This window comes from Micrococcus sp. 63XJN7_6_ISO-PGPR-S23-444 (genome assembly GCF_058072765.1).
This window is the reverse complement of record NZ_CM176516.1, coordinates 963,746-988,335: the sequence shown is the minus strand read 5'-3', so window position 1 is coordinate 988,335 and position 24,590 is coordinate 963,746. Positions and strand designations below refer to the sequence as shown.

The window sequence follows — 24,590 nt, the reverse complement described above, 5'->3', positions numbered from 1 at the left end:
GGTCATGGGAGGATGGCGGGCATGGCTGAGAACACGCAGGGCACAGACACGCCCATCGACGCATCGACCCCGTCCACCCCCGCCGCCGGCGCCGTGGCCGTGCCGGACAAGCCGGCCCTCGAGGGCCTCGAGGAGAAGCTGACCGCCCGCTGGGCCGACGAGCGCACGTACGCGTTCGACACGCAGACCACCCGCGAGCAGGTCTACTCGATCGACACTCCCCCGCCGACCGCCTCCGGCTCCCTGCATGTGGGCCACGTCTTCTCCTACACGCAGACCGACGTGCTCGCCCGGTACCAGCGCATGAACGGCAAGAACGTGTTCTACCCGATGGGCTGGGACGACAACGGCCTGCCCACCGAGCGCCGTGTGCAGAACTACTACGGCGTCCGCTGCGACCCCGCCAAGCCGTACGTGGAGGGCTACCGCCCGCCGGAGAAGCCGGCGAAGAACCAGCGCGACTGGGACGTGATCTCCCGCAAGAACTTCATCGAGCTCTGCGAGGAGCTCGCCGTCGAGGACGAGAAGGTCTTCGAGGACCTCTTCACCCGCCTCGGCCTGTCCGTCGACTGGGACATGACCTACCGGACCATCGACGACGTCTCCCGCGCCGTCTCCCAGCGCGCCTTCCTGGCCGGCATCGCCTCGGGCGACGCCTACCTGGCCGAGGCCCCCACCATGTGGGACGTGACCTTCCGCACCGCCGTGGCCCAGGCCGAGCTCGAGGACCGCGAGGTCCCCGGCGCCTACCACCGCTACGCCTTCACCGCTGCGGACGGCGAGCAGGTCTTCATCGAGACCACCCGCCCCGAGCTGCTGGCCTCCTGCTCCGGCCTGGTCGCCCACCCGGACGACGAGCGCTACCAGCACCTGTTCGGCACGACCGTCACCTCCCCGCTGTACGGCGTGGAGGTCGAGGTCTTCCCGCACCCGCTGGCCAAGCCGGACAAGGGCTCCGGCATCGCCATGGTCTGCACCTTCGGCGACCTCAACGACGTCACCTGGTGGCGCGAGCTGCAGCTGCCGACCCGCACCCTGATCGGCCGTGACGGCCGCTTCGCCGCCGACACCCCCGAGTGGATCACCACGGACGCCGGCCGACAGGCCTATGCGGACACCGTGGCCGGCAAGACCGTGTTCTCCGCCAAGCAGGGTGTGGTGGACGCCCTCACCGCGGCCGGCCTGCTGGACGGAGAGCCGAAGAAGATCATGCACGCCGTGAACTTCTACGAGAAGGGCGACAAGCCGCTCGAGGTCGTCACCTCCCGCCAGTGGTACATCCGCAACGGCGGCCGCGACGCCGACCGCCGCGCGGAGCTGATCGAGCGCGGCCGCGAGCTCTCCTGGCACCCGGAGCACATGCGCCACCGCTACGAGAACTGGGTCGAGGGCCTCAACGGTGACTGGCTCGTCTCCCGCCAGCGCTTCTTCGGGGTGCCGATCCCGGTCTGGTACCCGCTGGACGCGGAGGGTGAGCCCGACTATGAGAACCCGATCCTCCCGGCCGACGAGCAGCTCCCCGTGGACCCGGCCGCCGAGGCCGCCCCGGGCTACTCCGAGGACCAGCGCGACGTCCCCGGCGGCTTCACCGGCGACCCGGACGTCCTGGACACCTGGGCCACCTCCTCGCTGACCCCGCAGATCGTGGGCCGCTGGTCCCGTGACGAGGCGTTCTTCAACAACGTCTTCCCGTTCGATCTGCGCCCGCAGGGCCACGACATCATCCGCACCTGGCTGTTCTCCACCGTGGTGCGCGCCCACGCCCTCAACGGCTCCGTGCCGTGGACGGACACCGCGCTCTCCGGCTGGATCCTCGACCCGGACCGCAAGAAGATGTCCAAGTCCAAGGGCAACGTGGTGGTCCCGACCGACATCCTGGACCAGTTCGGCTCGGACGCCGTCCGCTACTGGGCCGCCTCGGCCCGCCTCGGCGCGGACACCGCCTACGAGGTGGCGCAGATGAAGATCGGCCGCCGCCTGGCCATCAAGCTGCTCAACGCCGCCAAGTTCGTGCTGAACCTGGGCGCCACGCAGGACGCCGTCATCCGCACGGCCGACGACGCCGCGGCCGTCACCAACCCGCTGGACGCCTCCCTGCTGACGCGCCTCGCGGCCACCGTGGAGCAGGCGACCCGCGCGTTCGAGGCCTACGACTACGCACGCGCCCTCAACGTGACCGAGCAGTTCTTCTGGGCCTTCACGGACGACTACGTGGAGCTCGTGAAGGACCGTGCCTACGGTGGCCACGGCGAGGCCGAGCAGGCCTCGGTGGTGACCACGCTGGCCACCACCCTGGACGCCCTGCTGCGTCTGCTGGCCCCGTTCCAGCCGTTCGCCACCGAGGAGGTGTGGAGCTGGTGGCGCGCCGGCTCCGTGCACACCGCCGCGTGGCCGGGCGCCGCGGACGAGGTGGCGGCCCTGTCCTTCGCCGCCTCCGCCGGTGACGCCGAGGTCCTGCCCACCGTGGCGCAGGTCCTGGGCGGCGTCCGCAAGGCGAAGTCCGAGGCCAAGGTGAAGCAGCGGACCGAGGTGCGCTCCGCCGTGGTGACCGGACCGACCGAGTGGCTCGAGAAGCTGCGCGGCGGCCTGGCGGACCTCAAGGCGGCCGGCAACATCGCGGACCTGTCCCTCACGCAGGGCGAGGCCGGCGAGTCCGCGCCGCTGACCGTCTCCGACGTGCAGCTCGCACCGGTCGAGGACGACTGATCCGCGCCGCGCGTTCCCGGACGGTGTCTCGGGAGCGCACGCGGCACGACGACGGCCCCGTCGCCCATCACGGGCGGCGGGGCCGTCGTCGCGCCCGTGCTGCGAACCCGAGTCTGCCCGTCAGCGTGGGATGTTCGTGGCCGGGATCCGGTAGGGCACAGCGCACGTCGGCAGTCCGCCGCCGGATCGGAGTTCGTCGGGAGGCGGCCCTCCCGGGGGTGTCGTGGTGCACCTCCCGGTCGTGCTCCTGCCGCATGTCGCAGTGCGGTCACCGCGGCAGGGGTGGACACTGAGAGGATGAGACCGACACCCGATCCCGCCCCGGCCGGCCGCCGCGCCTGCGACTCCTCCGCCCGGCGGATGTCCGCCGCCCTCGCCGCCATGGGCGTGCTCCACTTCGTCCGACCTGAGCCCTTCGACGGGCTGATCCCGCCGTTCCTGCCCGGCTCGGCCCGCGCGTGGACCCACGGCTCCGGCGTGGCCGAGCTGGCCGTGGCGGGTCTGCTGGCCGTCCCGCGCACCCGGCGCGCGGGCGGACGCGCCGCGCAGGCGCTCTTCCTCGGCGTGTGGCCCGGCAATGCGTGGATGGCCTGGCGGTGGCGACGCCGGCCCTGGCCGGCGCAACTGGTCTCCCTCGGGCGGCTGCCCCTGCAGGTCCCCCTGATCCGCGCGGCCGGCAGAGTGGCGCGCAGCTGACCCCCGCCGCCCCGCACCCCGACGACGCCGGCCCCACACCTTCGCGCTGAAGGTGTGGGGCCGGTCTCGTGCGAGCCGGGGGCTCAGTCGAACTGCGGATCCGTGGTGCGGGCCCGCTTGATCTCGTAGAAGTACGGGAAGTCGGCCAGGGCGACGGCGCCGTCGAAGATGCGGCCCGCCTCCTCGCCGCGCGGGATGCGGGTCATCACGGGACCGAAGAAGGCCGTGCCGTTGAACGCCACGACGGGCGTGCCGACGTCGTTGCCCACGAGGTCCTCCGCCTCCTTCTGGCTGGCGCGCAGCTGCTCGTCGGCCACGTCGGTGCGGGCGGCGTCCAGGATGTCCGCGTCGTGGCCCAGCTCCTCGAGGGCCTCGGCCACCACGGCCTCGTAGTCCGTGCGGCCCTGCTCGTGGATGCGGGTGCCGACCGCGGTGTACCACGGGCCGAGCGCCTCGGCACCGTGCCGCTCGCGCACCTGCACGGCGGCGCGGGCCGGCAGCCAGGCCTTCTCGAGGCGGGCCAGGTAGTCGGGGTCCAGGTCGCGGCCCTCGTTCAGGACGGCGAGCGACATGATCTTGAAGACCACCCGCACGTCGCGCACCTTCTGGACCTCCAGGATCCACCGGGAGGTGATCCAGGCGAACGGGCACGTGGCGTCGAAGTAGAAGTCGACGGTGGGCTGCTGCGTGGTGTCGGTCATGCTGTGCTCCTTGCGGTCAGGGAGCCGTCTCGGCTCCGGTCGGTCCTGCTGGGCGACGGCGGTCAGGCGCTCCGGCCGCGTCGACGTCGTTCCACCTCGGCCGGGATGAGCGTGGGCTCGGCCTCGCCGCGCACCACGTCCCCGGAGATGACGACCGTGCCCACATCCGAACGGGAGGGCAGCTCGAACATCACGGGCTTGAGGACGTTCTCCATGATGGAGCGCAGGCCGCGGGCGCCGGTGCCGCGGGCCTCGGCCTGGGCGACGACGGCGTCCAGGGCGTCCTGCTCGAACTCGAGCTCCACGCCGTCCATGAGGAACATCTTCTGGTACTGCTTGAGCAGGGCGTTCCTCGGTTCGGTCAGCACCCGCACGAGCTGTTCGTGCGTGAGGTCCTCGACAGTGGTGATCACGGGCAGGCGGCCGATGAACTCGGGGATGAGGCCGAACTTCAGCAGGTCCTCCGGCCGCACGTCCGCGTAGGTGACGTCCCCCGCGCCCAGGTGGTTCAGGGGCGCGCCGAACCCGATGCCCTTGCGTCCGGCACGGGAACCGATGATCTCGTCCAGGCCCGCGAACGCGCCCGCCACGATGAACAGCACGTTGGACGTGTCGATCTGCAGGAACTCCTGGTGGGGGTGCTTGCGCCCGCCCTGCGGCGGCACCGACGCCACCGTGCCCTCGAGGATCTTCAGCAGGGCCTGCTGCACCCCCTCGCCGGAGACGTCCCGGGTGATGGAGGGGTTCTCGGACTTCCGCGAGATCTTGTCGATCTCGTCGATGTAGATGATGCCCTGCTCGGCCTTCTTCACGTCGTAGTCCGCGGCCTGGATGAGCTTGAGGAGGATGTTCTCCACGTCCTCGCCCACATAGCCGGCCTCGGTGAGGCTGGTGGCGTCCGCGACCGCGAACGGGACGTTGAGCCGCCGGGCGAGGGTCTGCGCGAGATACGTCTTGCCGGAGCCGGTGGGGCCGACCATGAGGATGTTCGACTTGCCGACCTCGACGTCCGCGAGGTCGTCCCGCTCGGTGAGGCGGTCGGCCAGGTCACCGCCCCGCGCCTGCGGCCCACGCACGCGCTTGTAGTGGTTGTACACGGCGACGGCGAGGGAACGCTTGGCCGCCTCCTGACCGATCACGAAGCTCTCGAGGTGGTCGAAGATCTCCTGCGGGGTGGGCAGGACGGTCTCGTCCGCCTCCGCCGCCTCGCCGAGCTCCTCCTCGATGATCTCGTTGCACAGCTCGATGCACTCGTCGCAGATGTAGACACCCGGGCCGGCGATGAGCTTGCGCACCTGCTTCTGGCTCTTCCCGCAGAACGAGCATTTCAGCAGGTCAGCGCTCTCTCCGATACGCGCCATGGTGGTACTCCTCGAAGGCCGGGCGGAGACGTCCGCCCCGCGCGGGCGTCGTCGCTGTCAGATTCCGTCCAGCATACGGCCGTGGACGGACACGTTAAGGGACCGGGTCCCCGGTCGGCGCCGAGGGGCCCGGCCGCGCGGCCGGACCCCTCGGCGGGCGTCGTCGGTCAGGCAGACGGGCGGGTGATCTTGCGGGAGGCGAGGACCTCGTCCACGAGGCCGTACTCGAGGGCCTGCTCGGCCGAGAGGAACTTGTCCCGGTCGATGTCCTGCGAGACCTCCTCGGGCGTGCGGTTGGTGAGGGAGGCCAGCGTCTCCTCCATCCACACGCGCATCCGGTTGATCTCCTGGGCGTGGATCTGCAGGTCCGTGGCGGTGCCGCGGTCGCCCTGCATCGCCGGCTGGTGGATCAGCACGCGCGCGTTGGGCAGCGCCAGACGCTTGCCGGGGGCGCCCGCGGCCAGCAGCACGGCCGCGGCGGAGGCGGCCTGGCCCAGGCACACGGTCTGCACCTCGGGGCGGATGAACTGCATGGTGTCGTAGATCGCCGTCATGGCCGTGAACGAGCCGCCCGGCGAGTTGATGTACAGGGTGATGTCACGTTCGGAGTCCATCGCCTCGAGCACGAGCAGCTGGGCCATCACGTCGTCGGCCGACGCGTCGTCCACCTGCGCGCCGAGGAAGACGATGCGGTCCTCGAAGAGCTTGGCGTAGGGGTCCTGACGCTTGAAGCCGTAGGGGGTGCGCTCCTCGAACTGCGGGAGGATGTAGCGCGCGTCCGGCGTGGGCAGGGAGGGCATCCCGGTGGGGAGCCCGGCGGGGAACTGGGTCATTCTTGGTCTCCTGGAGAGGGTCGGGACGGTCCGGGCCGGGCTCAGCCCCGGACGCCGCCGCCGCCGGTCACGGACGCGGCACGGTCGGCGATGTGGTCGATGAAGCCGTACTCGAGGGCCTCCTGCGCGGTGAACCACTTGTCACGCGCGTTGTCCTCGAGGATGGTCTCCACGGACTGGCCGGTCTGCTCGGCGGTCAGCTCCGCCATCACCTGCTTCATGTGCAGGATCAGCTGGGCCTGGATGCGGATGTCCGACTCGGTGCCGCCGATGCCGCCGGAGGGCTGGTGCATCAGCACGCGGGCGTGGGGGGTGGCGTAGCGCTTGCCCTTGGTGCCGGAGGCGAGCAGGAACTGGCCCATGGACGCGGCGAGGCCGGTGGCCACCGTCACGACGTCGTTGGGGATGTACTGCATCGTGTCGTAGATCGCCATGCCCGCGGTGACGGAGCCGCCCGGGGAGTTGATGTACAGGTAGATGTCCTTCTCCGGGTCCTCGGCCGAGAGCAGGAGCAGCTGGGAGCAGATCGCGTTGGCGTTGTCGTCACGGACGTCCTCGCCCAGCCAGACGATGCGCGACTTCAGCAGCTGGGTGTAGAGGAAATCCTCGCGCTGCGCCGGGTCCACCGAACGCATGCTGGGGGTGATGTCGGTCATCACTTCCGCCTTCCTGTCGAGATGTCCACGGGCCTCCCGAACGGCGGCCGCTCGCGCGGACGGACGGGTCCCTGATCGAGTCCGACACTAGCCGGGCGTCCGGGCCAGCGCGCGGGACGCCGTCGGCGTTTCGCTGTTGGCGCAGGTTGTCGCGGACCCCGCCCGGGGCCGCCCACCGGGGCCCCGGGACGACGACGGCGCCCCCACCGGCGTGGGCGGGGGCGCCGTCGTCGTGGCTCGGCGGGGGTGCGTCCCCACCGGCCGGGATCAGGCCTGCTCGGCCGCCTCGGCGTCGTCGGCCTGCTCGGCCGGGGCCTTCTTGGCCGTCGACTTCTTCTTGGCCGGGGCCTTCTCGGCGGGCTTCTCCTCCGCCTCGTCGGCGCCCTCGGCCTCGGCGCCCTCGGCCTCAGCGTCGAGGGCCTCCTGGCCGCCCGGGGTCACGAACGCCGTCAGGTCCACGGCCTTGCCGTCGGTGTCGGTGACCTCGGCGTACTCGAGGACCTTGGCCAGGGCCTTGCGGCGGCGGACCTCGCCCATGATCATCGGGATCTGCCCGCCCTGGTCGAGCATCATGGCGAACTGGTTCGGGTCCATGCCGTACTCGGAGGAGGTGGCGATGATGTACTCGATCAGCTCACCCTGGTCGACCGTGACCTCCTCGGCCTCGGCGACCTCGTCCAGGATGACCTCGTTGGCGAACGCCTCGCGGGTGTTCTGCTCGAGCTCGGCACGGTGCTCGGCGGTGTCGTGGTCGTCGCCCGCGGTGTGGCCGCCGGCGGAGAAGTGCTGCTCGACCTGCTCGGCGATGACGCCGTCCGGCACCGGGACCTCGACGAGCTTGGCCAGCTCCTCGAGGACCTTGTCGCGGGCCTCGACGCCCTGGCGGTTCACGGCCTCCTCGGCGGCCTGCTTCTTCAGGTCCTCCTTGAGCTCGGCGATGGTGTCGAACTCGGAGGCCAGCTGGGCGAACTCGTCGTCGGCCTCGGGCAGCTCGCGCTCCTTGACGGCCGTCAGCTCCAGCTTGACCACGGCGGTCTCGCCGTCGTGCTCGCCGCCGTTGAGCGTGGTCTCGAAGGTGGCGTCCTCGCCGGCGGACAGGCCGTCGAGGGCCTCGTCAATGCCCTCGAGCATGGTGCCGGCGCCCACCTGGTAGGACAGGCCCTCGGCCTGGTCGACCTGCTCGCCGTCGACCGTGGCGGTCAGGTTCATCGTGACGAAGTCGTCCTGGGCGGCCGGGCGGTCCACATCCTTGAGGGAGCCGAAGCGCGAGCGCAGGGCGTCGAGGGCCTTCTGCTCGTCCTCCTCGGTGGCCTGGGCGGGCTCCACCGTCACCTTGAGGCCCTTGTAGTCGGGCAGCTCGATGGTCGGGCGCACGTCGAACTCGGCGGTGAAGGCCACCGGGCCCTCGGCGTTCTCCGCGTCCGGGGTGGCGGTCACGTCGACCTCGGGGCGGGAGATCGGGGTGAGCTCGGCCTCGGCGATGGCGGCGGAGAACCAGGTGTTCAGGCCCTCGTTGACGGCCTGGTCCACGACGATCTCGCGGCCGAAGCGCTGCTCGATCAGACGTGCCGGGATCTTGCCCTTGCGGAAGCCCGGGATCTGCACCTGGTTGGCGATGTCCTTGAACGCCTTGTCCAGGGCGGGCTTCACCTCCTCGAACGGCACCTCGACGGTCAGCTTGACGCGGGTCGGGCTGAGGTTCTCTGCGGTGGACTTGACCACGGATGACTCCTGTTGGTGGTGGTGGATGGTCTTGACGTCGAGTCGGGGTGACAGGATTTGAACCTGCGGCCTCACGCTCCCAAAGCGCGCGCTCTACCAAGCTGAGCTACACCCCGCCGTCGTCCCCGACGCCGGCGGGCTCACGCGGTGGAGGCTCGCCGGGCACCCGAGGGACTGCCCGAGGGCAGACTGTGGAATCCTAGCGCGCCGTCTCGCGCCCCGCGAAAAGCCGCGACCGCCGGCCCGTGAAGCCGTCCATCGTGGCGTTGACCCCGAGGACGTCCATCGCGAGGTCGAAGACGGGCGCCGGCAGGGCGCGCAGGGGCGCGATCAGACCGACGGCGCGCGGCAGCAGCAGGCGGGTGCGGCCGGCCTCGACGGCGTCCAGCACCTCCTGCGCCACGTGGCGCGGATCCAGCACGGGCAGCAGCCAGGGCACCCGGCTGCGCACGCCCGCGAACATCCCGGTGTCGATGTAGAAGGGGCAGACGGCGAGGGAGGTGACGCGGCTGCCGTCCTTGCGCAGCTCCGCGGCGAGGGACTCGGCGAAGCCGACCGCGGCGTGCTTGGTGGCGGAATAGTCCGTCTGGCGCGCGACGCCGACCAACCCCGCGGCCGAGGCCACCGTGACCACGGCCCCGCGGTCCCGGGCCCGCATTCCGGGCAGGACCGCCCGGGTCAGCCAGTACGGCGCGAGTGCGTTCACCTCGAAGGTGCGGCGGATGCCCTCCTCCGTGGCGTCCTCGAGGCGCACGCCCGTCACGACGCCCGCGTTGTTCACGGCGACGTCCACCTCTCCGGCGCGGGCGGCGGCGGCCTCGACGGCGGCCGCGTCCGTCACGTCCACGCGCTCGGCCTGGGCGTCCGCGCCCTGAGACCGGATCTCGGCGGCGACGGCCTCAGCCCCCTGCAGGTCGAGGTCCCAGACGACGACGCGGCCCGCGCCGCGGCGGGCGGCCCCCAGGGCGATCAGTCGACCGATGCCGGACGCGCCGCCCGTCACGAGGACGGTGGCGCCGCGCAGGGACAGGGGACGACGGCCGGCGAGGGCGGACGCGGCCCTGCGGAGGGCGGGACGGGAGCCGTGCATCATGCCTCTTCCCCCACGGCCGACGCGGGCCCGCCGTGATACGGTGTCAGCCGCTGGTCCGCGCCGAGCGCGGCCCCGCGGGGATGTAGCTCAATGGTAGAGCCCCAGTCTTCCAAACTGGCTACGCGGGTTCGATTCCCGTCATCCCCTCCGGACCTCATGAGCCGGGTCATCGTGTGCACACGATGGCCCGGCTCATGGCTTTCTCGGGTGCGTCGTCGTCCGCGCCGGTGCCTTGACCGCTGTGCCCGGTCGGGCCTGCTACAGGCCCCTCAGCTCTGACAGGTGAGGCACCGGTAGAGCTTCCGGGCCGCCATCTCCTCCACCACGATCGTCTCGCGCCCGCACACGAGGCAGGCCAGGCCCTGCCGCTGGTACACGTAGTTCGCGTGCTCGGGCCAGGCCGATTCGGCAGGGATCCCCGGCCGGTGCTCGGGCCGCGTGGTGACGATCCGCCCGAGCCGCACGCCCTCCCGCATGAGCGCGGCGTTGTCCGCCCAGAGGAATGCCAGGTCCGACGCGGAGACCTCCCGGGCCGGCCGCCACGGGTCGATGCCGGCGCGGAACAGCGCCTCGGCCCGGAAGATGTTGCCGATCCCGCTGACGGCCGCCTGGTCCATCAGCACGACGCCGATCGGCCGCCGTGTCCGCCGGGCGAGGTCGTAGAACGGCGCGGGATCGTCGTCGCTCAGCGGATCCGGGCCCAGGCCGGCGACGACGTCGGCAGCCTCGGCCGGAGTGAGCGCGCGGCACCGGCTCGCGCCGATCAGGTCGGCCCAGCCGTGCTCGGCGCGCAGTCGCAGCCGGACCGTGGCGGCCGGCGGCGGGGGCTGGACCCAGCCGTCGGCGTCGCGAGCGGGCTCGGCGGCCGGGGCGCCGTCGTCGTGGACCTCCCGCTCGCCGATCCGGCGGGGTGCGCCGATCGAGGACGCGGCCGCGAAGTCCTGATCCCCGCCGAAGGTCCACGCCCCGTACATGCCCAGGTGGACGTGGAGCACGTGGCCGCCGGAGACGTCGGCGAAGAAGTGCTTGCCGTGGGCCCGGGCGCGCTTCAGGACCTGGCCGTCGAGCAGGGCGGCCCCCTCGGCGAAGCGGCCCTGCGGACTCGTGGCGCGGATCCGGCGGCCGCCGAAGACGTCGGTGAACTGGCGCGCGAGACGGTGGACGGAGTGGCCCTCAGGCACTCACATCAGCACCTCTCCGGTGGTCTCGTAGTGCGCGATCTTCCCGATGCGGCGCACGTGGCGCTCGTCCTGGGAGAACGGTTCGGCCAGGAACGCCTCGATGAGCTCGGTGGCCTCCTCGAGCGAGTGCTGTCGACCGCCGACGGCCACGACGTTCGCGTCGTTGTGCGCGCGGGCCAGCCGCGCCGTGTCCAGGTTCCAGGCCAGGGCGGCTCGGACGCCGGCCACCTTGTTGGCGGCGATCTGCTCGCCGTTGCCGGAGCCGCCCAGCACGATGCCGAGCGAGTCCAGTCCCTGCTCGCGGTCGGCGACGACGGCGCGGGCGGCGTTGATGCAGAAGCCCGGGTAGTCGTCCTGCGCGTCGTACTCGGTGGGTCCGTGGTCCACCATCTCGTAGCCAGCGGCGGTGAGGTGCTCCACCAGGTGGGCGGACAGCTCCATGCCGGCGTGGTCGGTGGCGATGTGGACGCGCATGCGCAGACTCCTTAGGGGCGGTGGCTCGGGGTCCCCGCCAGTCTAGTGAGGGGCGGGGCATCCAGAGGCCGACGACGACGTCCGGGCCAGGTGGCACACTGGGGAGCACCGTGCCGTGGCCCCCATCACAGGTCCCGGCCGTGCCGCATCCGCCCGACCCCAGGAGGAGTCCGACCGTGACCACCGCCGCCGCCATGAACATCACCCGCGAAGAGGCCGCCGCGCGCGCGGCCGCCCTCACCGTGGACGCGTACGAGGTGAGCCTGGACCTCACCCGTGGAGCGGAGCACTTCCACACGGCCACCACCGTGACGTTCGCGGCCGCGCAGGACGCGGTGGGCACCCACACGTGGATCGACTTCGTGGCCGGGCAGGCCCCCGCGGTGACCCTCAACGGCGAGGCGCTGGACGTGGCGGACTTCGACGGCGCCCGACTGCGGATCGGCCCGCTGGCGGCGCAGAACACCCTCGTGGTCGACGGGCTCGGGGACTACAGCAACACCGGCGAGGGCCTGCACCGGTTCGTGGACCCCGTGGACCAGGAGGTCTATCTCTACACCCAGTTCGAGGTGCCCGATTCCCGCCGCATGTTCGCGGTGTTCGAGCAGCCCGACCTCAAGGCCGCGTTCCGCTTCACCGTGACCGCGCCGGCACACTGGGCTGTGGTGTCCAACCAGCCGGAGGACTCCCGCCGCACCCTCGGCGTCGTGGCGAACGAGGAGAACCTGCAGGGCGTGGACGCCGCGGTCTGGGAGTTCACCCCCACCCCGCGCATCTCCTCCTACATCACCGCGCTCGTCGCCGGCCCGTACGCCTCCGTGCATTCGGAGCTGACCAGCGCCGACGGCCGCACGATCCCCCTCGGCGTCTACTGCCGCGCGTCACTGGTGGAGCACCTGGACGCGGAGAACGTCTTCGAGCTCACCCGCCAGGGCTTCGAGTTCTTCGAGGCCCAGTACGGCCACGCCTACCCGTTCGAGAAGTACGACCAGCTGTTCGTGCCCGAGTTCAACGCCGGCGCGATGGAGAACGCCGGCTGTGTGACCTTCCTCGAGTCGTACGTCTTCCGCGGGACCGTGCCGGAGGCGCTGATCGAGCGCCGCGCCATCACCATCCTCCACGAGCTGGCCCACATGTGGTTCGGCGATCTCGTGACCATGCGCTGGTGGAACGACCTGTGGCTCAACGAGTCCTTCGCCGAGTTCATGTCCACGCTCGCCGCCGCCGAGAACACGCAGTACACCAGCGCCTGGACCACCTTCTCTTCCATGGAGAAGAACTGGGCCTACCGCCAGGATCAGCTCTCGTCCACGCACCCCATCAAGGCCCGGATCCGCGACCTCGACGATGTGCTCGTCAACTTCGACGGCATCACCTACGCCAAGGGCGCCTCCGTGCTGCGCCAGCTCGTGGCCTGGGTGGGCCAGGAGAACTTCATGGCCGGCGTCCGCGCGTACATCGCCCAGCACGCGTGGGGCAACACCGAGCTGCCGGACCTCATGTCCGAGCTCGAGGCGGCTTCCGGCCGCGACCTGTCCGAGTGGACCCGCGTGTGGCTCGAGACCTCGGGCGTGAACACGCTGCGCACGGAGGTGGAGACGGATGAGGCCGGCACCATCACCGCGCTGCGCCTGCGCCAGAGCGCCCCGGACGGCTCGCCGTCGGCGCCCGGCGACGACGTGCTCCGCCCCCACCGCCTGGCTGTGGGCTTCTACGACGTGGACGAGGCCACCGGCCGCCTGACCCGCACCGAGCGCTTCGAACTCGACGTGGCCGGTGAGGTGACCGAGGTCGCCGAGGCCGTCGGCCGCCGTCGTCCCGCCGTGATCCTGCCCAACGACGACGACCTGGCCTACGCCAAGCTGCGCCTCGACGACGCCTCGTGGGAGGCCGCGTCCACCCGCCTGAAGGACGTGGACGGCTCGCTGGCGCGCACGCTGCTGTGGGGGGCGGCCTGGGACACCGTGCGCGACGGCGAGGCCTCCGCCGCCTGGTTCGTCGACCTCGTCCTCGCCAACGTCGGCCACGAGCGGGACTCGTCCGTGGTGCAGACGCTGCTGCGCCAGCTCGCGACGGCGATCGGCCTGTACCTGCCCGAGGACCAGGCCGAGGCCGTGCGGGTCGCGGCGGCCGACCGTCTGTGGGGCCTCGTCGCGGAGGCCGAGGACGGCTCGGACAACCAGCTGCAGTTCGTCAAGGCGTTCGCCCTGCACGCCCGCACCACGGCGCAGCTGGACCGCCTGGCCGCCCTCGTCGACGGCACCTGCACCGTGCCCGGGCTGGACCTCACCACGGACCTGCGCTGGGAGCTGCTCACCGCGCTGGTGGCGGCCGGCCGCGCCGGGGAGGCCGAGATCGCCGAGGCCGAGCGCGCCGACGCGACCGCCACGGGCGCGCTCGCCGCGATCCAGGCCCGGGCCGCCGTGCCGACGGCCGAGGCCAAGCGCGCGGCCTGGGACCGGGTGATGGCCGGCGAGCTGTCCAACACGGAGCAGCGCCAGGCCCTGATCGGGTTCGCCCGGGCCCACGACGCCGCGCTGATCGCGCCCTTCGCAGACGCCTACTTCGAGGGCGTCGAGGCGATGTGGGACTCCCGTTCCCACGAGATGGCCGAGACCGCCGCGACGCTGGGCTACCCGACCGCCCAGGTCACCCCGGAGATCGCCGACCGCGCCACCGCCCTGTCCGAGCGGCTGGCCGACACCCGCGCGGGGCTGTCCCGCGTCCTCGCCGAGGGTCGGGACGAGACGGTCCGCGCCCTGGCCGCGCGCGAGCACGCGACGGCGCACGTGCATCAGGTCCACGCCGGGGCCTGAACCGGGCGGGGGCTGGTGGGCATTCCACGAAGGTGCCCTCCAGCACCGCCCCCGCCGCTGTCGAGGCGCGGGCTGGCTAGGCTGGAACCCATGAAGCACACCTTCTCCCTGCGCACCGAGTGGACGGGCGACCGCGGCTCGGGCACCTCCGGCGTCCGCGACTATGACCGCTCCGTGGTGATCCAGGACGCCGCCGTCGGCGAGATCCAGGCCTCGGCCGCCCGCCCCTTCCGCGGCGACGACTCGAAGTGGAACCCGGAGACCCTCCTGCTCGGCGCGCTCGCCGAGTGTCACGTGCTCTCGTACCTCCATGTCGCGTCGACCTCCGGGGTCGTGGTCACGGGGATGACGTGCGGGGTCGAGGGTGAGCTCGAGGTGGACGGCGACGGCGCCGGGCGGTTCACCGCGATCACGCTGCGGCCCGAGGTCACGCTGCAGGACGAGGCCGACCGGGAGCGGGCCGAGGCCCTCCACGCCGAGGCGCACCGGCTGTGCTTCATCGCGAACTCGCTCTCGGCCCCGGTCGCCGTCGAGCCGGTCCGCCCCGAGGCCCTGCCCACCGGCGCGCCGACGCTGCCGGACCACTCCGCGCGCCTGGGCGCCCCCCTGGCGGTGCTGCGGCCGCGCGTCGCCAAGGGCCCGTCCCGTGTGACGGGCCTGGCGGAGCGGCCCACCGAGGTCGAGCCGGTGATGCAGGAGGGCACACCCGCCCCGGTGGAGCAGGTGCGCGCCCGCGACGCCGCGGCGGGCCCCGCCGGTGCGACCCCGGGGACCCCGGCCGCGCCCGGTCAGGCCGCCAGCTTCTACGACGCCGTCGGCGGCCGCCCGACCTTCGACCGGCTGACCGCCGAGTTCTACGCCCGCGTGCGCGAGGACGAGATCCTCGCCCCGATGTATCCGCAGGACGACTTCGAGGGCGCCCAGCGCCGGCTGCTCATGTTCCTGGAGCAGTACTGGGGCGGACCGCGGACGTACTCCGAGGAGCGCGGCCACCCCCGCCTGCGCATGCGCCACGCCCCGTACCGGATCGACCCGGCCGCGCGCAACGCGTGGCTGCGGCACATGCGCGCCGCCGTCGACACGCTGGAGCTGTCACCGCTGCACGAGGCCGAACTCTGGGACTACCTGGAGCGGGCCGCCCACTCCCTGCAGAACTCGGCCTGACCGGCCCGCGGTCCGCGCCCCGACATGGGGCGCGGGCTCACACCGCCATGGCGGGGCGGCCCAGCACGAAGCCGCCGGGGGTGTCCAGGCGCGTCCACGGCCCCGCCGTGCTGAGCCGGGCGCGGCCGCCGGGCCGCAGGAAGCCCAGCGCGTGCGCGCCGAAGGCCATGCCGGCCGGGAACTGCAGAGCGTCGCCCCCGAGCAGGGGTCCCCACATCTGCGCCCGGATCTTGCGGACCAGCGCCTCCCCCGGGTTCTCGGGCAGGGCGTCCCACACGGCGTCGGCGCCGCGTGTGGCCACCTCGGTCAACTCCTCATCGGCGACCTCGGCCACGGGCGTCCAGCCGCCGCGGGGCGGGGTCAGCGCGGTCCAGGTGACGTGCTCGCGGCCCGGCGGCACGGCGAACGCCAGGTCGACGGGGTCCTGGCCGCGCATCCGGGCGGTGCGCTCGGTGACGGAGCCCAGGGCGACGACGGCGTCCAGGTCCGCCACGCCGTCGGCGGTCGCCAGGGGCACGGTGCGCAGCCCCAGGACGACGGGCACCCCGTCTCCGAGCCCGGCCGGCTGCAGCACGGAGACCCACTGGGCGAGCATCGGGGTGCGGGAGCGCCCTGCCTCAGGCACGACGTGCAGGCGCATCCCCGTGTCGGCGACGCGACGGGCGCGGGTGGCCAGCTGCTCGAGGTCCCGCACAGCGCGGTCGTCGACGAAGCGGAGGACTGGTGCGGCGGCGGAGTGCTCGGTCATGCAAGCATTGTCCCAGGTCCGTCGCGTCCCGGGCCGCCCCGCCGTCGCGGGGTCCATCCACGTCGAAGGAGCCGTTCGTGCCGCAGCGCCATCCCCGTCCCCGCCCCGGTCGCGCACCGGCCCGCCCGGCCTCGGCCCCGAAGGACCCCACCGACGTGCTGCGCGGGATCCTGGAGCTGACGCCGGCCGCGCCGGACCCGGTGACGGGTCAGGTCCGCTTCACGGGCACGACCCCCCGCCAGACGCACGGCCGGGTGTTCGGCGGCCAGGTGCTCGCCCAGGCTCTGGCGGCCGCCTCCCGCACGGTGCCGGCCGCCCGCCCCGCCCACTCGCTCCACGGCTACTTCATCCGCCCCGGGGACGCGCTGCAGCCCATCACGTTCACCGTCGAGACGCTGCGGGACGGCCGCTCCTTCTCCGTCCGCCGGGTGCTGGCCTCCCAGAACGAGAAGGCCATCCTCGCCCTGACCTGCTCCTTCCAGGAGCCCGCCGGCAGCGCGCTGGACCACCAGGTGGCCATGCCGGAGGGAGTGCCCCGGCCCGAGGACCTGCCCACGACGGCGGACGTGCTGGGCGGCATCAACCACCCCGTGGCCCAGGAGTGGGCCTGGTCCCGACCGTTCGACATCCGCCACGTCACCCCGGCCATCTATGTGGACCCGGCCGCGGAGACCGAGAACCGCAACATGGTGTGGATGAAGACCTTCACGCCCCTGGCGGACGACCCCGCGCTGCACCTGGCGGCGCTCACCTACGCCTCGGACTACACGCTCCTCGAGCCGATCCTGCGGCAGCACGGCGTGGCCTGGATCCAGCCCGGCATGTCCGCGGCCTCCCTCGACCACGCGATGTGGTTCCACCGGCCCGCCCGCGTCGACCAGTGGCTGCTCTACGTCCAAGACTCCCCCAGCGCCCAGGGCGCGCGCGGCCTCGGCACGGGCGCCGTGTTCACCGAGGACGGGACGCTCGTGGCCACGGTCGCCCAGGAGGGCATGGTCCGCCTGCCCGAGGGGGCCGCCGCCCGGCGGGCGCGGGTTCGTGGCGCGGCCCAGCGCATGGCCATGCGGACGGTGCTGCGCCGCAGCTGGCGGCGCTGACCCCGCCCCGGCACGACGACGGCCCGTCGCGATCGCGTGATCGCGGCGGGCCGTCGTCGGCGCGGCGCCCGGGGGCGCGTCGGTTCAGTCGCGCGTGAGCTTGCGATGCGTCACGCGGTGCGGGCGGGCGGCCTCGGGGCCGAGCCGATCGACCTTGTTGGCCTCGTAGGACTCGAAGTTGCCCTCGTACCAGTACCAGTTGGCCGGGTCCTCCGCGGTGCCCTCGTAGGCCAGCATGTGGGTGGCCACGCGGTCCAGGAACCAGCGGTCGTGGGAGACGACCACCGCGCAGCCCGGGAACTCGAGCAGCGCGTTCTCGAGGGAGGTCAGGGTCTCCACGTCGAGGTCGTTGGTGGGCTCGTCGAGGAGCAGCAGGTTGCCGCCCTCCTTGAGGGTCAGGGCCAGGTTCAGGCGGTTGCGCTCACCGCCGGAGAGCACGCCGGCCTTCTTCTGCTGGTCCGGGCCCTTGAAGCCGAACGCGGACACGTAGGCGCGCGAGGGCATCTCGACGTTGCCGACCTTGATGTAGTCCAGGCCGTCCGAGACGACCTCCCACAGCGACTTCTCGGGGTCGATGTTGGAGCGAGACTGGTCCACGTACGAGATCTTCACGGTCTCGCCGATCTTCAGCTCACCGCCGTCCAGGGGCTCGAGGCCGACGATGGTCTTGAACAGGGTGGTCTTGCCGACGCCGTTCGGGCCGATCACGCCGACGATGCCGTTGCGGGGCAGGGAGAAGGACAGGCCGTCGATGAGGACGCGGTCCCCGAAGCCCTTCTTCAGGTCCTTGGCCTCGATCACGACGGTGCCCAGCCGCGGGCCCGGCGGGATCTGGATCTCCTCGAAGTCCAGCTTGCGGGTCTTCTCGGCCTCGGCCGCCATCTCCTCGTAGCGGGCCAGGCGGGCCTTGGACTTCGCCTGACGGCCCTTCGTGTTGGAGCGGACCCAGTCGAGCTCCTCGGCCAGGCGCTTGGCGAGCTTGGCGTCCTTCTTGCCCTGCACCTCGAGGCGGGCACGCTTGGTCTCCAGGTAGGTGGAGTAGTTGCCCTCGTACGGGTAGAGGCGGCCGCGGTCGACCTCCGCGATCCACTCCGCGACGTGGTCGAGGAAGTACCGGTCGTGGGTGACGGCGATGACGGCGCCCGGGTAGGAGGCCAGGTGCTGCTCGAGCCACAGCACGGACTCGGCGTCCAGGTGGTTGGTGGGCTCGTCGAGCAGGAGCAGGTCGGGCTTCTCCAGCAGCAGCTTGCACAGTGCGACGCGCCGCTTCTCGCCGCCGGAGAGGTTCGTGACCGGCTCGTCCCCCGGGGGCGTGCGCAGGGCGTCCATCGCCTGCTCGAGCTGGGAGTCGATGTCCCACGCGTCCGCGGCGTCGATGGCGGACTGCAGCTCGCCCATCTCCCCCATGAGGGCGTCGAAGTCCGCGTCCGGGTTCGCCATCTCCTCGGAGATCTGGTTGTAGCGCTGGATCTTGCCGTAGATCTCGCCGACGCCCTCCTGGACGTTCTCGAGCACCGTCTTGGACTCGTCCAGCTTGGGCTCCTGCATCAGGATGCCCACCGAGTAGCCGGGAGAGAGCCGCGCCTCGCCGTTCGAGGGCTCGTCCAGCCCGGCCATGATCTTCAGGATCGTCGACTTGCCGGCGCCGTTGGGGCCGACCATGCCGATCTTCGCCCCGGGGTAGAACGACATGGTGACGTCGTCCAGGATCAGTTTGTCGCCCACCTTCTTGCGGGCCTTGACCATCGTGTAGATGAATTCCGCCATGCGGCCCAGGCTAGTCGGTGGCCGCGGGATTCCACTCATCGTGCCGATCCCGCGACCACCGAGCCCGCTCCCCCTCCGTGCTCCGTGCCGCCCCGTGGTCAGGCGACGCCGGCCGCCGCCGGCTCGCGCCCGGGGGCGCCCGCGTCCGACTCGTCCGGGCCGGGCGAGGCCGGGGCGTCGCCACCCTGGAACCCGTCCGGCAGGCCCGCGCTGAACCCGTCGCCGACCGCGCCGGCCCGCCCGCCCGACGCGTCGTCGTCGCGCGGGGCCGACTCGGGGCGCGGCACGGCCGCGCGCTGGCTGCGCTGGAACGCCGCCGAGCCGAAGCCCAGGTCCAGCCCGACGGCGTCCGCCACCACGTCCACGGACGTGCCGGAGCGCTCGCCCGAGGACCAGTCGCGGACCCGGAGTCGACCGGTGACGATCACGGGGTTGCCCTTCTTCACGGACTGGGCGGTGTTCGAGCCGAGCTGGCCGAACGCCGAGATGCTGTACCAGTTGGTGTGGGCGTCCACCCACTCGGCGGTCTCGCGGTCGAAGCGCCGCTCGGTGGTGGCCAGGCGGAAGCCGGTCACGGCGGCCCCCGATGCGGTGTGGCGGGTGGCGGGGTCCGTGGCCACGAAGCCGCGCACGGTGATGAGGTCCTGCATGGTGTGCCTCCTGGGCTGGGCCCCGGTGGGCGCCGGGGCGAGTCGTCGGCGCATCGGCTGATCCGCCATGGCCAGACAACCCCACCGCGGGGCACCCCGGCAGGATCGGGGCCGGTCTGGGGACGCGCGGAGGTCCCCGGGCGACTGTGCAGGAGCCGACGGCGCCGCGGCCGGCGGCCGTTAGACTGACACGGCCCAGCCCCAGTAGCTCAGCTGGACAGAGCAGCGGCCTTCTAATCCGCCGGTCGGGGGTTCGAATCCCTCCTGGGGCACCCAGACCAGGGGCGGAGCCGTCCGAGCACGCCCGACGACCGCCCGAAGGAGACCGTCCTGGACCGTCTGCGCTCCTGGCTCCGCGCCCCGCGACCCGCCGTCCCCGAGGTCCGTGTGACCCGTCGCGAGGGCGTCCAGCTGGCCGCCCTGCTCGTCACGGCCGCGGCCCTGTACGTGACGCACTCCTTCCTCCGGTACGCCACCTACGAGGCCAAGGGCTACGACCTGGGCATCTTCGACCAGGTGGTGCGGCAGTACGCGCTGTTCAACGCCCCCCTCAGCTCCGTCAAGGGCGTGGACTTCCACATCCTCGGCGACCACTTCCACCCGATCCTCGCGCTGCTGGCGCCCTTCTACTGGGTATGGCCGGACCCCCGCATGCTCGGCGTGGTCATGGCGCTGGCCCTCGCCGCGTCCGCCGTGCCGGTGTACCTGTTCGCCCGTCGTCGCGCGGGACACGGGGTGGCCCTGGCCGCCGTCGCCGCCCTGCTGCTCTCCTGGCCCTTCCAGGCGATGGTGAACTGGGACTTCCACGAGGTCACCCTCGGCGTGCCGATCCTCGCCTGGCTCGTGTGGGCCCTGGACGGGCAGCGGGCGTGGCTCGCCACCGGCCTGGCGGCGCTGCTGCTCACGGTCCGAGAGGACATGGGCGTGACCCTGCTGGCCGTGGCCCTGGTGATGGCGATCCGTCGCTTCTGGCCGCAGGCCGCGGTCACCGCCGTGCTGGGCGTGCTCGGCTACTGGTTCGCCACGTCCGTGGTGATCCCCCACTACTCCCCCACCGGCGCGTTCGGCTACTGGCAGTTCACCGCCCTGGGCCCGGACATGCGCAGTTCGGTCCTGTTCCTGCTGACCCAGCCGTGGAACGCCGTCGCGGTGCTGTTCGACCACCCGCTGAAGGTGGCCCTCTGGCTCCTGCACTTCGTCCCGCTGCTGTTCCTGCCGGTCCTGAGCCCGCTCACGCTGATGGCCCTGCCGATCCTGCTCTCGCGGCTGTTCAACGACCGCCTCAACGTGTGGGCCCCCGTGTACCAGTACGACGCGATCCTCGCCCCGCTGCTGCTCATGGCCGCGCTCGAGGCGGCCCACCGGCTGGCCGGACGCCGGGACACGCTGCGCCGGCTGCCCGCCGTCCTCGTCTCCGCGGCACTGGCCGCCGGTCTGATCGGCACCGCGTTCTTCCCGCAGGTGTACCCGCTGCACCGCACGATCGCCGGCGACATGACGATGACGCAGCACGCCCGCGACCTCGACCACGCGGTCGGGCTGATCCCGGACGGGGTGTGCGTCGAGGCCGCCGACAACGCCGTGCCGCACCTGACGGCCCGCACCCACGTCGGGCTGCACGGGGACATCGGCGACGAGCTGGCCACGTGGATGATCGTGGACACCTCGGTGCCCGAGCTCGGCGGCTGGGACCCCCTCACCCCGGAGCAGGCGCTGGCCCGCGCCGAGCGGCTCGGCTTCGAGCGGGTCTGGTCCGCGGGCGACGTCGTCGTCCTGCACCACCCGGACCGCGCGGTCTCGCCCACCTGCACGACGTACCTCGAGCACCGCTGAGCGGAACCCCACGGCGCCGGCGGACCCGCTCCGCCGTCAGCGGCCCGCGGACTCGCCGAGTGGCTGCAGGCCGAGTCCGGCCGGGGGCAGGAGCAGTCGGTCACGGGCACCGGTGAAGACGCCGGCGTGCGGGTCCTCGGCCACCCCCGGGGCGATCTCGGGGGCCCCCTGGTCGAGTGCGGTGCGGCGCACCGGGTCGCGGACGGGGTCCAGGATGTCCTTGACCACCGTGGTCATGAGCCACACGAGGGCGACGATGTGCGCCACGATCCCCGAGGCATACCAGGCGGTGATCCACCAGGCGCCGCCGGCGAACGCCCCGTCGGAGGTGATGCGCGCCGACTCCATCCACACCCCGCCCCAGTGGTAGACCTCCACGGCCTGCCAGATCCAGAACGCGCGCCACCGCGGCGTCGCGAGGACCACGAGCGGGATCAGCCACATCACGAACTGCGGCGAGTACACCTTCCCCCACAGGATGAAGGACGCCACGATCAGGAAGCACAGCTGGGCCATGCGCGGACGGTGCCGCGCCGCGAGGGCGAGGTAGGCGATCCCCACGCAGCACACCAGGAACAGGCCGTTCTGAAGCGTCGTGAACGTCTCCCCGGACCATCCTGTCCAGGCCAGCGCCAGCCAGGTCGAGGAGAAGGAGACCGCGCGGTCCCCCGAGAACGTGTAGAAGCGCGACCACTGGTCGAACGCCGTCAGCATGAACGGGAGGTTCACCGCGAGCCAGGCCGCGGCCCCGGCCAGGGCCGCCTTCACGAACCCGGCCCAGCGGCCCGTGCGCAGCGCCAGCACGAAGATCGCGCCGAAGAAGAACAGCGGGTAGAGCTTCGTGGCGGTGCCGAGCCCGATGAGCAGGCCGGCGAGGGTCGGACGGCCCGCCGTCCACGCCCACAGGGCCAGGGCGGCCAGCATCACGGCCCACAGGTCCCAGTTGAGCATCGAGGTCAGGATGATCCCCGGGGCCAGGGCCACGAGCAGGGCGTCCCGGGAGCGACCGCGCGCGGTGTACGCGGTCGCGACGACCAGCACGATCCAGCACAGCACCACGCCGATCGCGTTCACGTCGAAGTAGGTCACGGTGCGCTCGTGCAGGTCGCCGGAGGCGGGCACGAGCCACATGGTCACACCCGCGACCACGGCCAGCAACGCCGGGTACTCCATCCACTGCTCGGGCGGCAGCGGCGTGTAGAAGGGGAAGTGGCCGTCCGAGAGGCCCCGCGTGGGGAACAGCTGGGCGAAGTCCGAATAGCACATGTGCGCGTGCACGCCGGGGGCCGCCCAGCCGTTCACGCGGCACCACTGCTTGGTCAGCACGCCGACGGCGGCGGCCACCACGGTCAGGCCGACGAGCAGGCCGACCCAGCGGCCGCTCGGACGGGACGGGGCGGGACTGCGGGGGTGGGAGGTCACGGTCTCTCCTGGGGGATGCGGGTGGACGAGGAGGCGGGGTGCGCGGCGGTCGACGGCGGCCCGTCGGGCGGCGCGTCCGGCGGCACGCCCGCCTCCGGAGGCGTCGGCGACGCCGCCGCGGCCCGCGGCTCGACCACCTCCAGGGGAGGACGCCGCCGCCCGGGGAACAGGGGCGCGGTGACGGGATCGCGGTGGATGATCCATCCGATCCCCGCGAGCATCAGGACCAGGGTGAACACGCGGACGGCCAGGACCGGCAGCCACTGCGCCACGGAGAGCTGGTCCACCACGCCGACGCCGGTGAGCAACAGGACCGCGAGCGCGGTGACCCACCCGAGCCAGCGGGGATGGTCGGCGCCCCACGGCAGCGGGCGGAGGGCGCACGCCAGCAGCGGCAGGACCCAGAGCAGGTACCACGGCTGGACGATCGGGGCGGTGGCGACGGCCACCACGAGCACGGCCGCCGCGCTGAACACCGGGTCCAGGGGCCGGCGGCGCAGGGCCAGCCAGGCCGTGAAGCCGAGGGCCGACACCGTCATCGCGGTGTAGAAGGCCGCGGCCACGTCGCGCGCCCCCAGGGGCGTCACGGCTTCGACGACCGCGCCGAGCAGCAGGCCGAGCAGGCCCACGGGGGCATACGGGAACGCCGCGTCCCCGCTCGTGAGCATGGCCGGGACCCAGCCGAACCAGAGGCCGGAGCCGGCGCCGAGGATCGTGAGGACGGCCAGGGAGATCACCGCCGTCGTGAACCACGGGCCGAGCCGGTCCCGCCGGCGCAGGCGCGGATCGGCCGCGCGGAACCGGGCCCAGCCGGTGGGCAGGAGCAGGGCCACGAAGGGCAGCACCAAAGCTGTCAGGGGCTTGATCGCAACGGACAGGGCGATCAGCACGATCCCCCACAGCGCATGCACGCGGCGGCGGGGCGGGCGGACCATGAGCAGGATGCCCGCGAGCATCAGCCCCGACATCAGCGCGTCGTTGTGGGCGCCGGCGATCATGTAGAGCAGGAACAGTGGGTTCGCCACGGCCACCCACGTGGCCCACACCCCGCATCGGCCCGCGACGGCGGCCAGCCGCGGCACCGCCCACAGGCACAGCGCCAGGCCCGCGAGCGCCAGGAGCCGGAACGCCGTGACGGAGAGCTCGATGTTGCCGCCCGTGGCCCGCCACGTCGTCTCGGCGAACAGCAGGAACAGCGGCCCGTAGGGGGACGGGGACTCGGCCCAGATGGAGTCCGCTCCCTGCATGAACCAGCCGGGCAGGGCGGACACGCCCTGGGAATACGGGTCGAGACCCGACGCGAGGAGCCGGCCCTGCTGGAGGTAGGAGAACACATCGCGGGAGAAGATCGGCAGCGCGAGCATCAGCGGGGCGGACCACCACCAGGCGGCCCGGGCCACCAGGCGGCCGTGCTCCTCCCAGCGGCCCCGCAGCGCGCGCCCCAGCTCGAGCCAGGATCGGACGAGGAGCAGCGAGCCGGCGGCCAGCAGCACGGTGCTGAGCAGCACGCCGGGAAGGTAGACCCGCAGCGGGTTGAGCAGGGTGGTGCCGGAGAACACCGAGTCGGGCGTCATCGGCAGCCACCCCACGCCCCAGGAGCCCACCGTGATGAGCACGGACGCCCACGTGCCCCGGCGGACGGCCGCCTCCGGCTCGGGCTGCGCCGCCAC

The 24,590-nt window shown here is 72.5% G+C and carries 19 protein-coding genes, 3 tRNA genes and 1 pseudogene; 9 read left to right on the top strand and 14 right to left on the bottom strand.

Annotated elements, in window-relative coordinates:
* Window positions 1-21: 21 nt before the first annotated feature.
* Together valS and AC3RJ9_RS04590 are read left to right on the top strand one after the other, a co-directional pair.
* Entirely contained in the window at window positions 22-2,706 is a 2,685-nt protein-coding gene (valS, locus tag AC3RJ9_RS04595) for a valine--tRNA ligase (protein ID WP_122054272.1), read from the top strand.
* Window positions 2,707-3,066: 360 nt separating this feature from the next.
* Entirely contained in the window at window positions 3,067-3,402 is a 336-nt protein-coding gene (locus AC3RJ9_RS04590) for a DoxX family protein (protein WP_036316984.1), read from the top strand.
* Between the two features lie 83 nt (window positions 3,403-3,485).
* On the opposite strand, the gene AC3RJ9_RS04585 is transcribed toward AC3RJ9_RS04590, so the two are convergent.
* The 7 genes from AC3RJ9_RS04585 to AC3RJ9_RS04555 form a co-directional block, all read right to left on the bottom strand.
* Window positions 3,486-4,103: a mycothiol-dependent nitroreductase Rv2466c family protein gene (locus AC3RJ9_RS04585; RefSeq protein WP_036316880.1), complete on the bottom strand. Its 618-nt coding sequence runs from the start codon at window positions 4,101-4,103 to the stop codon at window positions 3,486-3,488.
* Window positions 4,104-4,165: 62 nt separating this feature from the next.
* Complete coding sequence (gene clpX / locus AC3RJ9_RS04580) at window positions 4,166-5,464, bottom strand: ATP-dependent Clp protease ATP-binding subunit ClpX (RefSeq protein ID WP_036316877.1); 1,299 nt, start codon at window positions 5,462-5,464, stop codon at window positions 4,166-4,168.
* Window positions 5,465-5,631: 167 nt separating this feature from the next.
* Window positions 5,632-6,297 carry an ATP-dependent Clp protease proteolytic subunit gene (locus AC3RJ9_RS04575; RefSeq protein WP_041104792.1) on the bottom strand — a complete coding sequence of 222 codons (666 nt, stop codon included), beginning with the start codon at window positions 6,295-6,297 and terminating at the stop codon, window positions 5,632-5,634.
* 41 nt (window positions 6,298-6,338) lie between these two features.
* Window positions 6,339-6,953: a ClpP family protease gene (locus AC3RJ9_RS04570; RefSeq protein ID WP_169577765.1), complete on the bottom strand. Its 615-nt coding sequence runs from the start codon at window positions 6,951-6,953 to the stop codon at window positions 6,339-6,341.
* 267 nt (window positions 6,954-7,220) lie between these two features.
* A complete protein-coding gene (gene tig, locus AC3RJ9_RS04565; RefSeq protein WP_041104794.1) occupies window positions 7,221-8,675 on the bottom strand; it encodes a trigger factor in 1,455 nt (484 codons plus the stop codon).
* Window positions 8,676-8,717: 42 nt separating this feature from the next.
* A tRNA-Pro gene (locus AC3RJ9_RS04560) sits at window positions 8,718-8,791 on the bottom strand.
* A gap of 83 nt (window positions 8,792-8,874) precedes the next feature.
* On the bottom strand, window positions 8,875-9,768 hold the full coding sequence (locus AC3RJ9_RS04555) for an SDR family oxidoreductase (RefSeq protein ID WP_123243909.1): 894 nt from the start codon (window positions 9,766-9,768) through the stop codon (window positions 8,875-8,877).
* A gap of 76 nt (window positions 9,769-9,844) precedes the next feature.
* Here AC3RJ9_RS04555 and AC3RJ9_RS04550 point away from each other — a divergent pair.
* Window positions 9,845-9,915, top strand: a tRNA-Gly gene (locus AC3RJ9_RS04550).
* 122 nt (window positions 9,916-10,037) lie between these two features.
* Here AC3RJ9_RS04550 and AC3RJ9_RS04545 read toward each other — a convergent pair.
* Together AC3RJ9_RS04545 and AC3RJ9_RS04540 are read right to left on the bottom strand one after the other, a co-directional pair.
* Window positions 10,038-10,949, bottom strand: a complete 912-nt coding sequence (locus AC3RJ9_RS04545) for an Fpg/Nei family DNA glycosylase (RefSeq protein ID WP_041104798.1) — start codon at window positions 10,947-10,949, stop codon at window positions 10,038-10,040.
* Window positions 10,950-11,423, bottom strand: coding sequence for a ribose-5-phosphate isomerase (locus AC3RJ9_RS04540; RefSeq protein WP_044659097.1), 474 nt, complete (start codon window positions 11,421-11,423; stop codon window positions 10,950-10,952).
* A 194-nt stretch (window positions 11,424-11,617) separates the two neighbouring features.
* On the opposite strand from AC3RJ9_RS04540, the gene pepN reads away from it, so the two are divergent.
* The 3 genes and pseudogenes from pepN to AC3RJ9_RS04525 all read left to right on the top strand — a co-directional run bounded on the left by pepN (window position 11,618) and on the right by AC3RJ9_RS04525 (window position 15,403).
* Window positions 11,618-14,239 carry an aminopeptidase N gene (gene pepN / locus AC3RJ9_RS04535; RefSeq protein WP_241246571.1) on the top strand — a complete coding sequence of 874 codons (2,622 nt, stop codon included), beginning with the start codon at window positions 11,618-11,620 and terminating at the stop codon, window positions 14,237-14,239.
* Window positions 14,240-14,329: 90 nt separating this feature from the next.
* Window positions 14,330-14,761, top strand: a pseudogene (locus AC3RJ9_RS04530) (OsmC family protein); the annotation flags it as partial.
* A 168-nt stretch (window positions 14,762-14,929) separates the two neighbouring features.
* On the top strand, window positions 14,930-15,403 hold the full coding sequence (locus AC3RJ9_RS04525; RefSeq protein ID WP_206481505.1) for a globin: 474 nt from the start codon (window positions 14,930-14,932) through the stop codon (window positions 15,401-15,403).
* Between the two features lie 37 nt (window positions 15,404-15,440).
* Here the strand turns inward: AC3RJ9_RS04525 and AC3RJ9_RS04520 are convergent, their stop codons facing one another.
* Window positions 15,441-16,151, bottom strand: a complete 711-nt coding sequence (locus AC3RJ9_RS04520) for a DUF8185 domain-containing protein (protein ID WP_063190231.1) — start codon at window positions 16,149-16,151, stop codon at window positions 15,441-15,443.
* Between the two features lie 77 nt (window positions 16,152-16,228).
* On the opposite strand from AC3RJ9_RS04520, the gene AC3RJ9_RS04515 reads away from it, so the two are divergent.
* Entirely contained in the window at window positions 16,229-17,248 is a 1,020-nt protein-coding gene (locus AC3RJ9_RS04515) for an acyl-CoA thioesterase (RefSeq protein ID WP_063190230.1), read from the top strand.
* An 84-nt stretch (window positions 17,249-17,332) separates the two neighbouring features.
* Here the strand turns inward: AC3RJ9_RS04515 and ettA are convergent, their stop codons facing one another.
* Together ettA and AC3RJ9_RS04505 are read right to left on the bottom strand one after the other, a co-directional pair.
* Complete coding sequence (gene ettA / locus AC3RJ9_RS04510; protein WP_489727719.1) at window positions 17,333-19,015, bottom strand: energy-dependent translational throttle protein EttA; 1,683 nt, start codon at window positions 19,013-19,015, stop codon at window positions 17,333-17,335.
* Window positions 19,016-19,113: 98 nt separating this feature from the next.
* Window positions 19,114-19,665 (bottom strand): single-stranded DNA-binding protein, encoded by a 552-nt coding sequence (locus tag AC3RJ9_RS04505; RefSeq protein ID WP_036381125.1) that lies wholly within the window; start codon window positions 19,663-19,665, stop codon window positions 19,114-19,116.
* Window positions 19,666-19,863: 198 nt separating this feature from the next.
* Between AC3RJ9_RS04505 and AC3RJ9_RS04500 the strand changes: the two genes are divergently transcribed.
* Window positions 19,864-19,937 (top strand) — tRNA-Arg (locus AC3RJ9_RS04500).
* A gap of 115 nt (window positions 19,938-20,052) precedes the next feature.
* A complete protein-coding gene (locus AC3RJ9_RS04495; protein WP_489727718.1) occupies window positions 20,053-21,498 on the top strand; it encodes a DUF2079 domain-containing protein in 1,446 nt (481 codons plus the stop codon).
* 36 nt (window positions 21,499-21,534) lie between these two features.
* Here AC3RJ9_RS04495 and AC3RJ9_RS04490 read toward each other — a convergent pair whose 3' ends face one another.
* Both AC3RJ9_RS04490 and mptB read right to left on the bottom strand, forming a co-directional pair.
* Window positions 21,535-22,920, bottom strand: coding sequence for a glycosyltransferase family 87 protein (locus tag AC3RJ9_RS04490; RefSeq protein ID WP_036316843.1), 1,386 nt, complete (start codon window positions 22,918-22,920; stop codon window positions 21,535-21,537).
* Entirely contained in the window at window positions 22,917-24,590 is a 1,674-nt protein-coding gene (gene mptB / locus AC3RJ9_RS04485; RefSeq protein WP_223247532.1) for a polyprenol phosphomannose-dependent alpha 1,6 mannosyltransferase MptB, read from the bottom strand. The genes AC3RJ9_RS04490 and mptB overlap by 4 nt, the downstream gene beginning before the upstream one ends.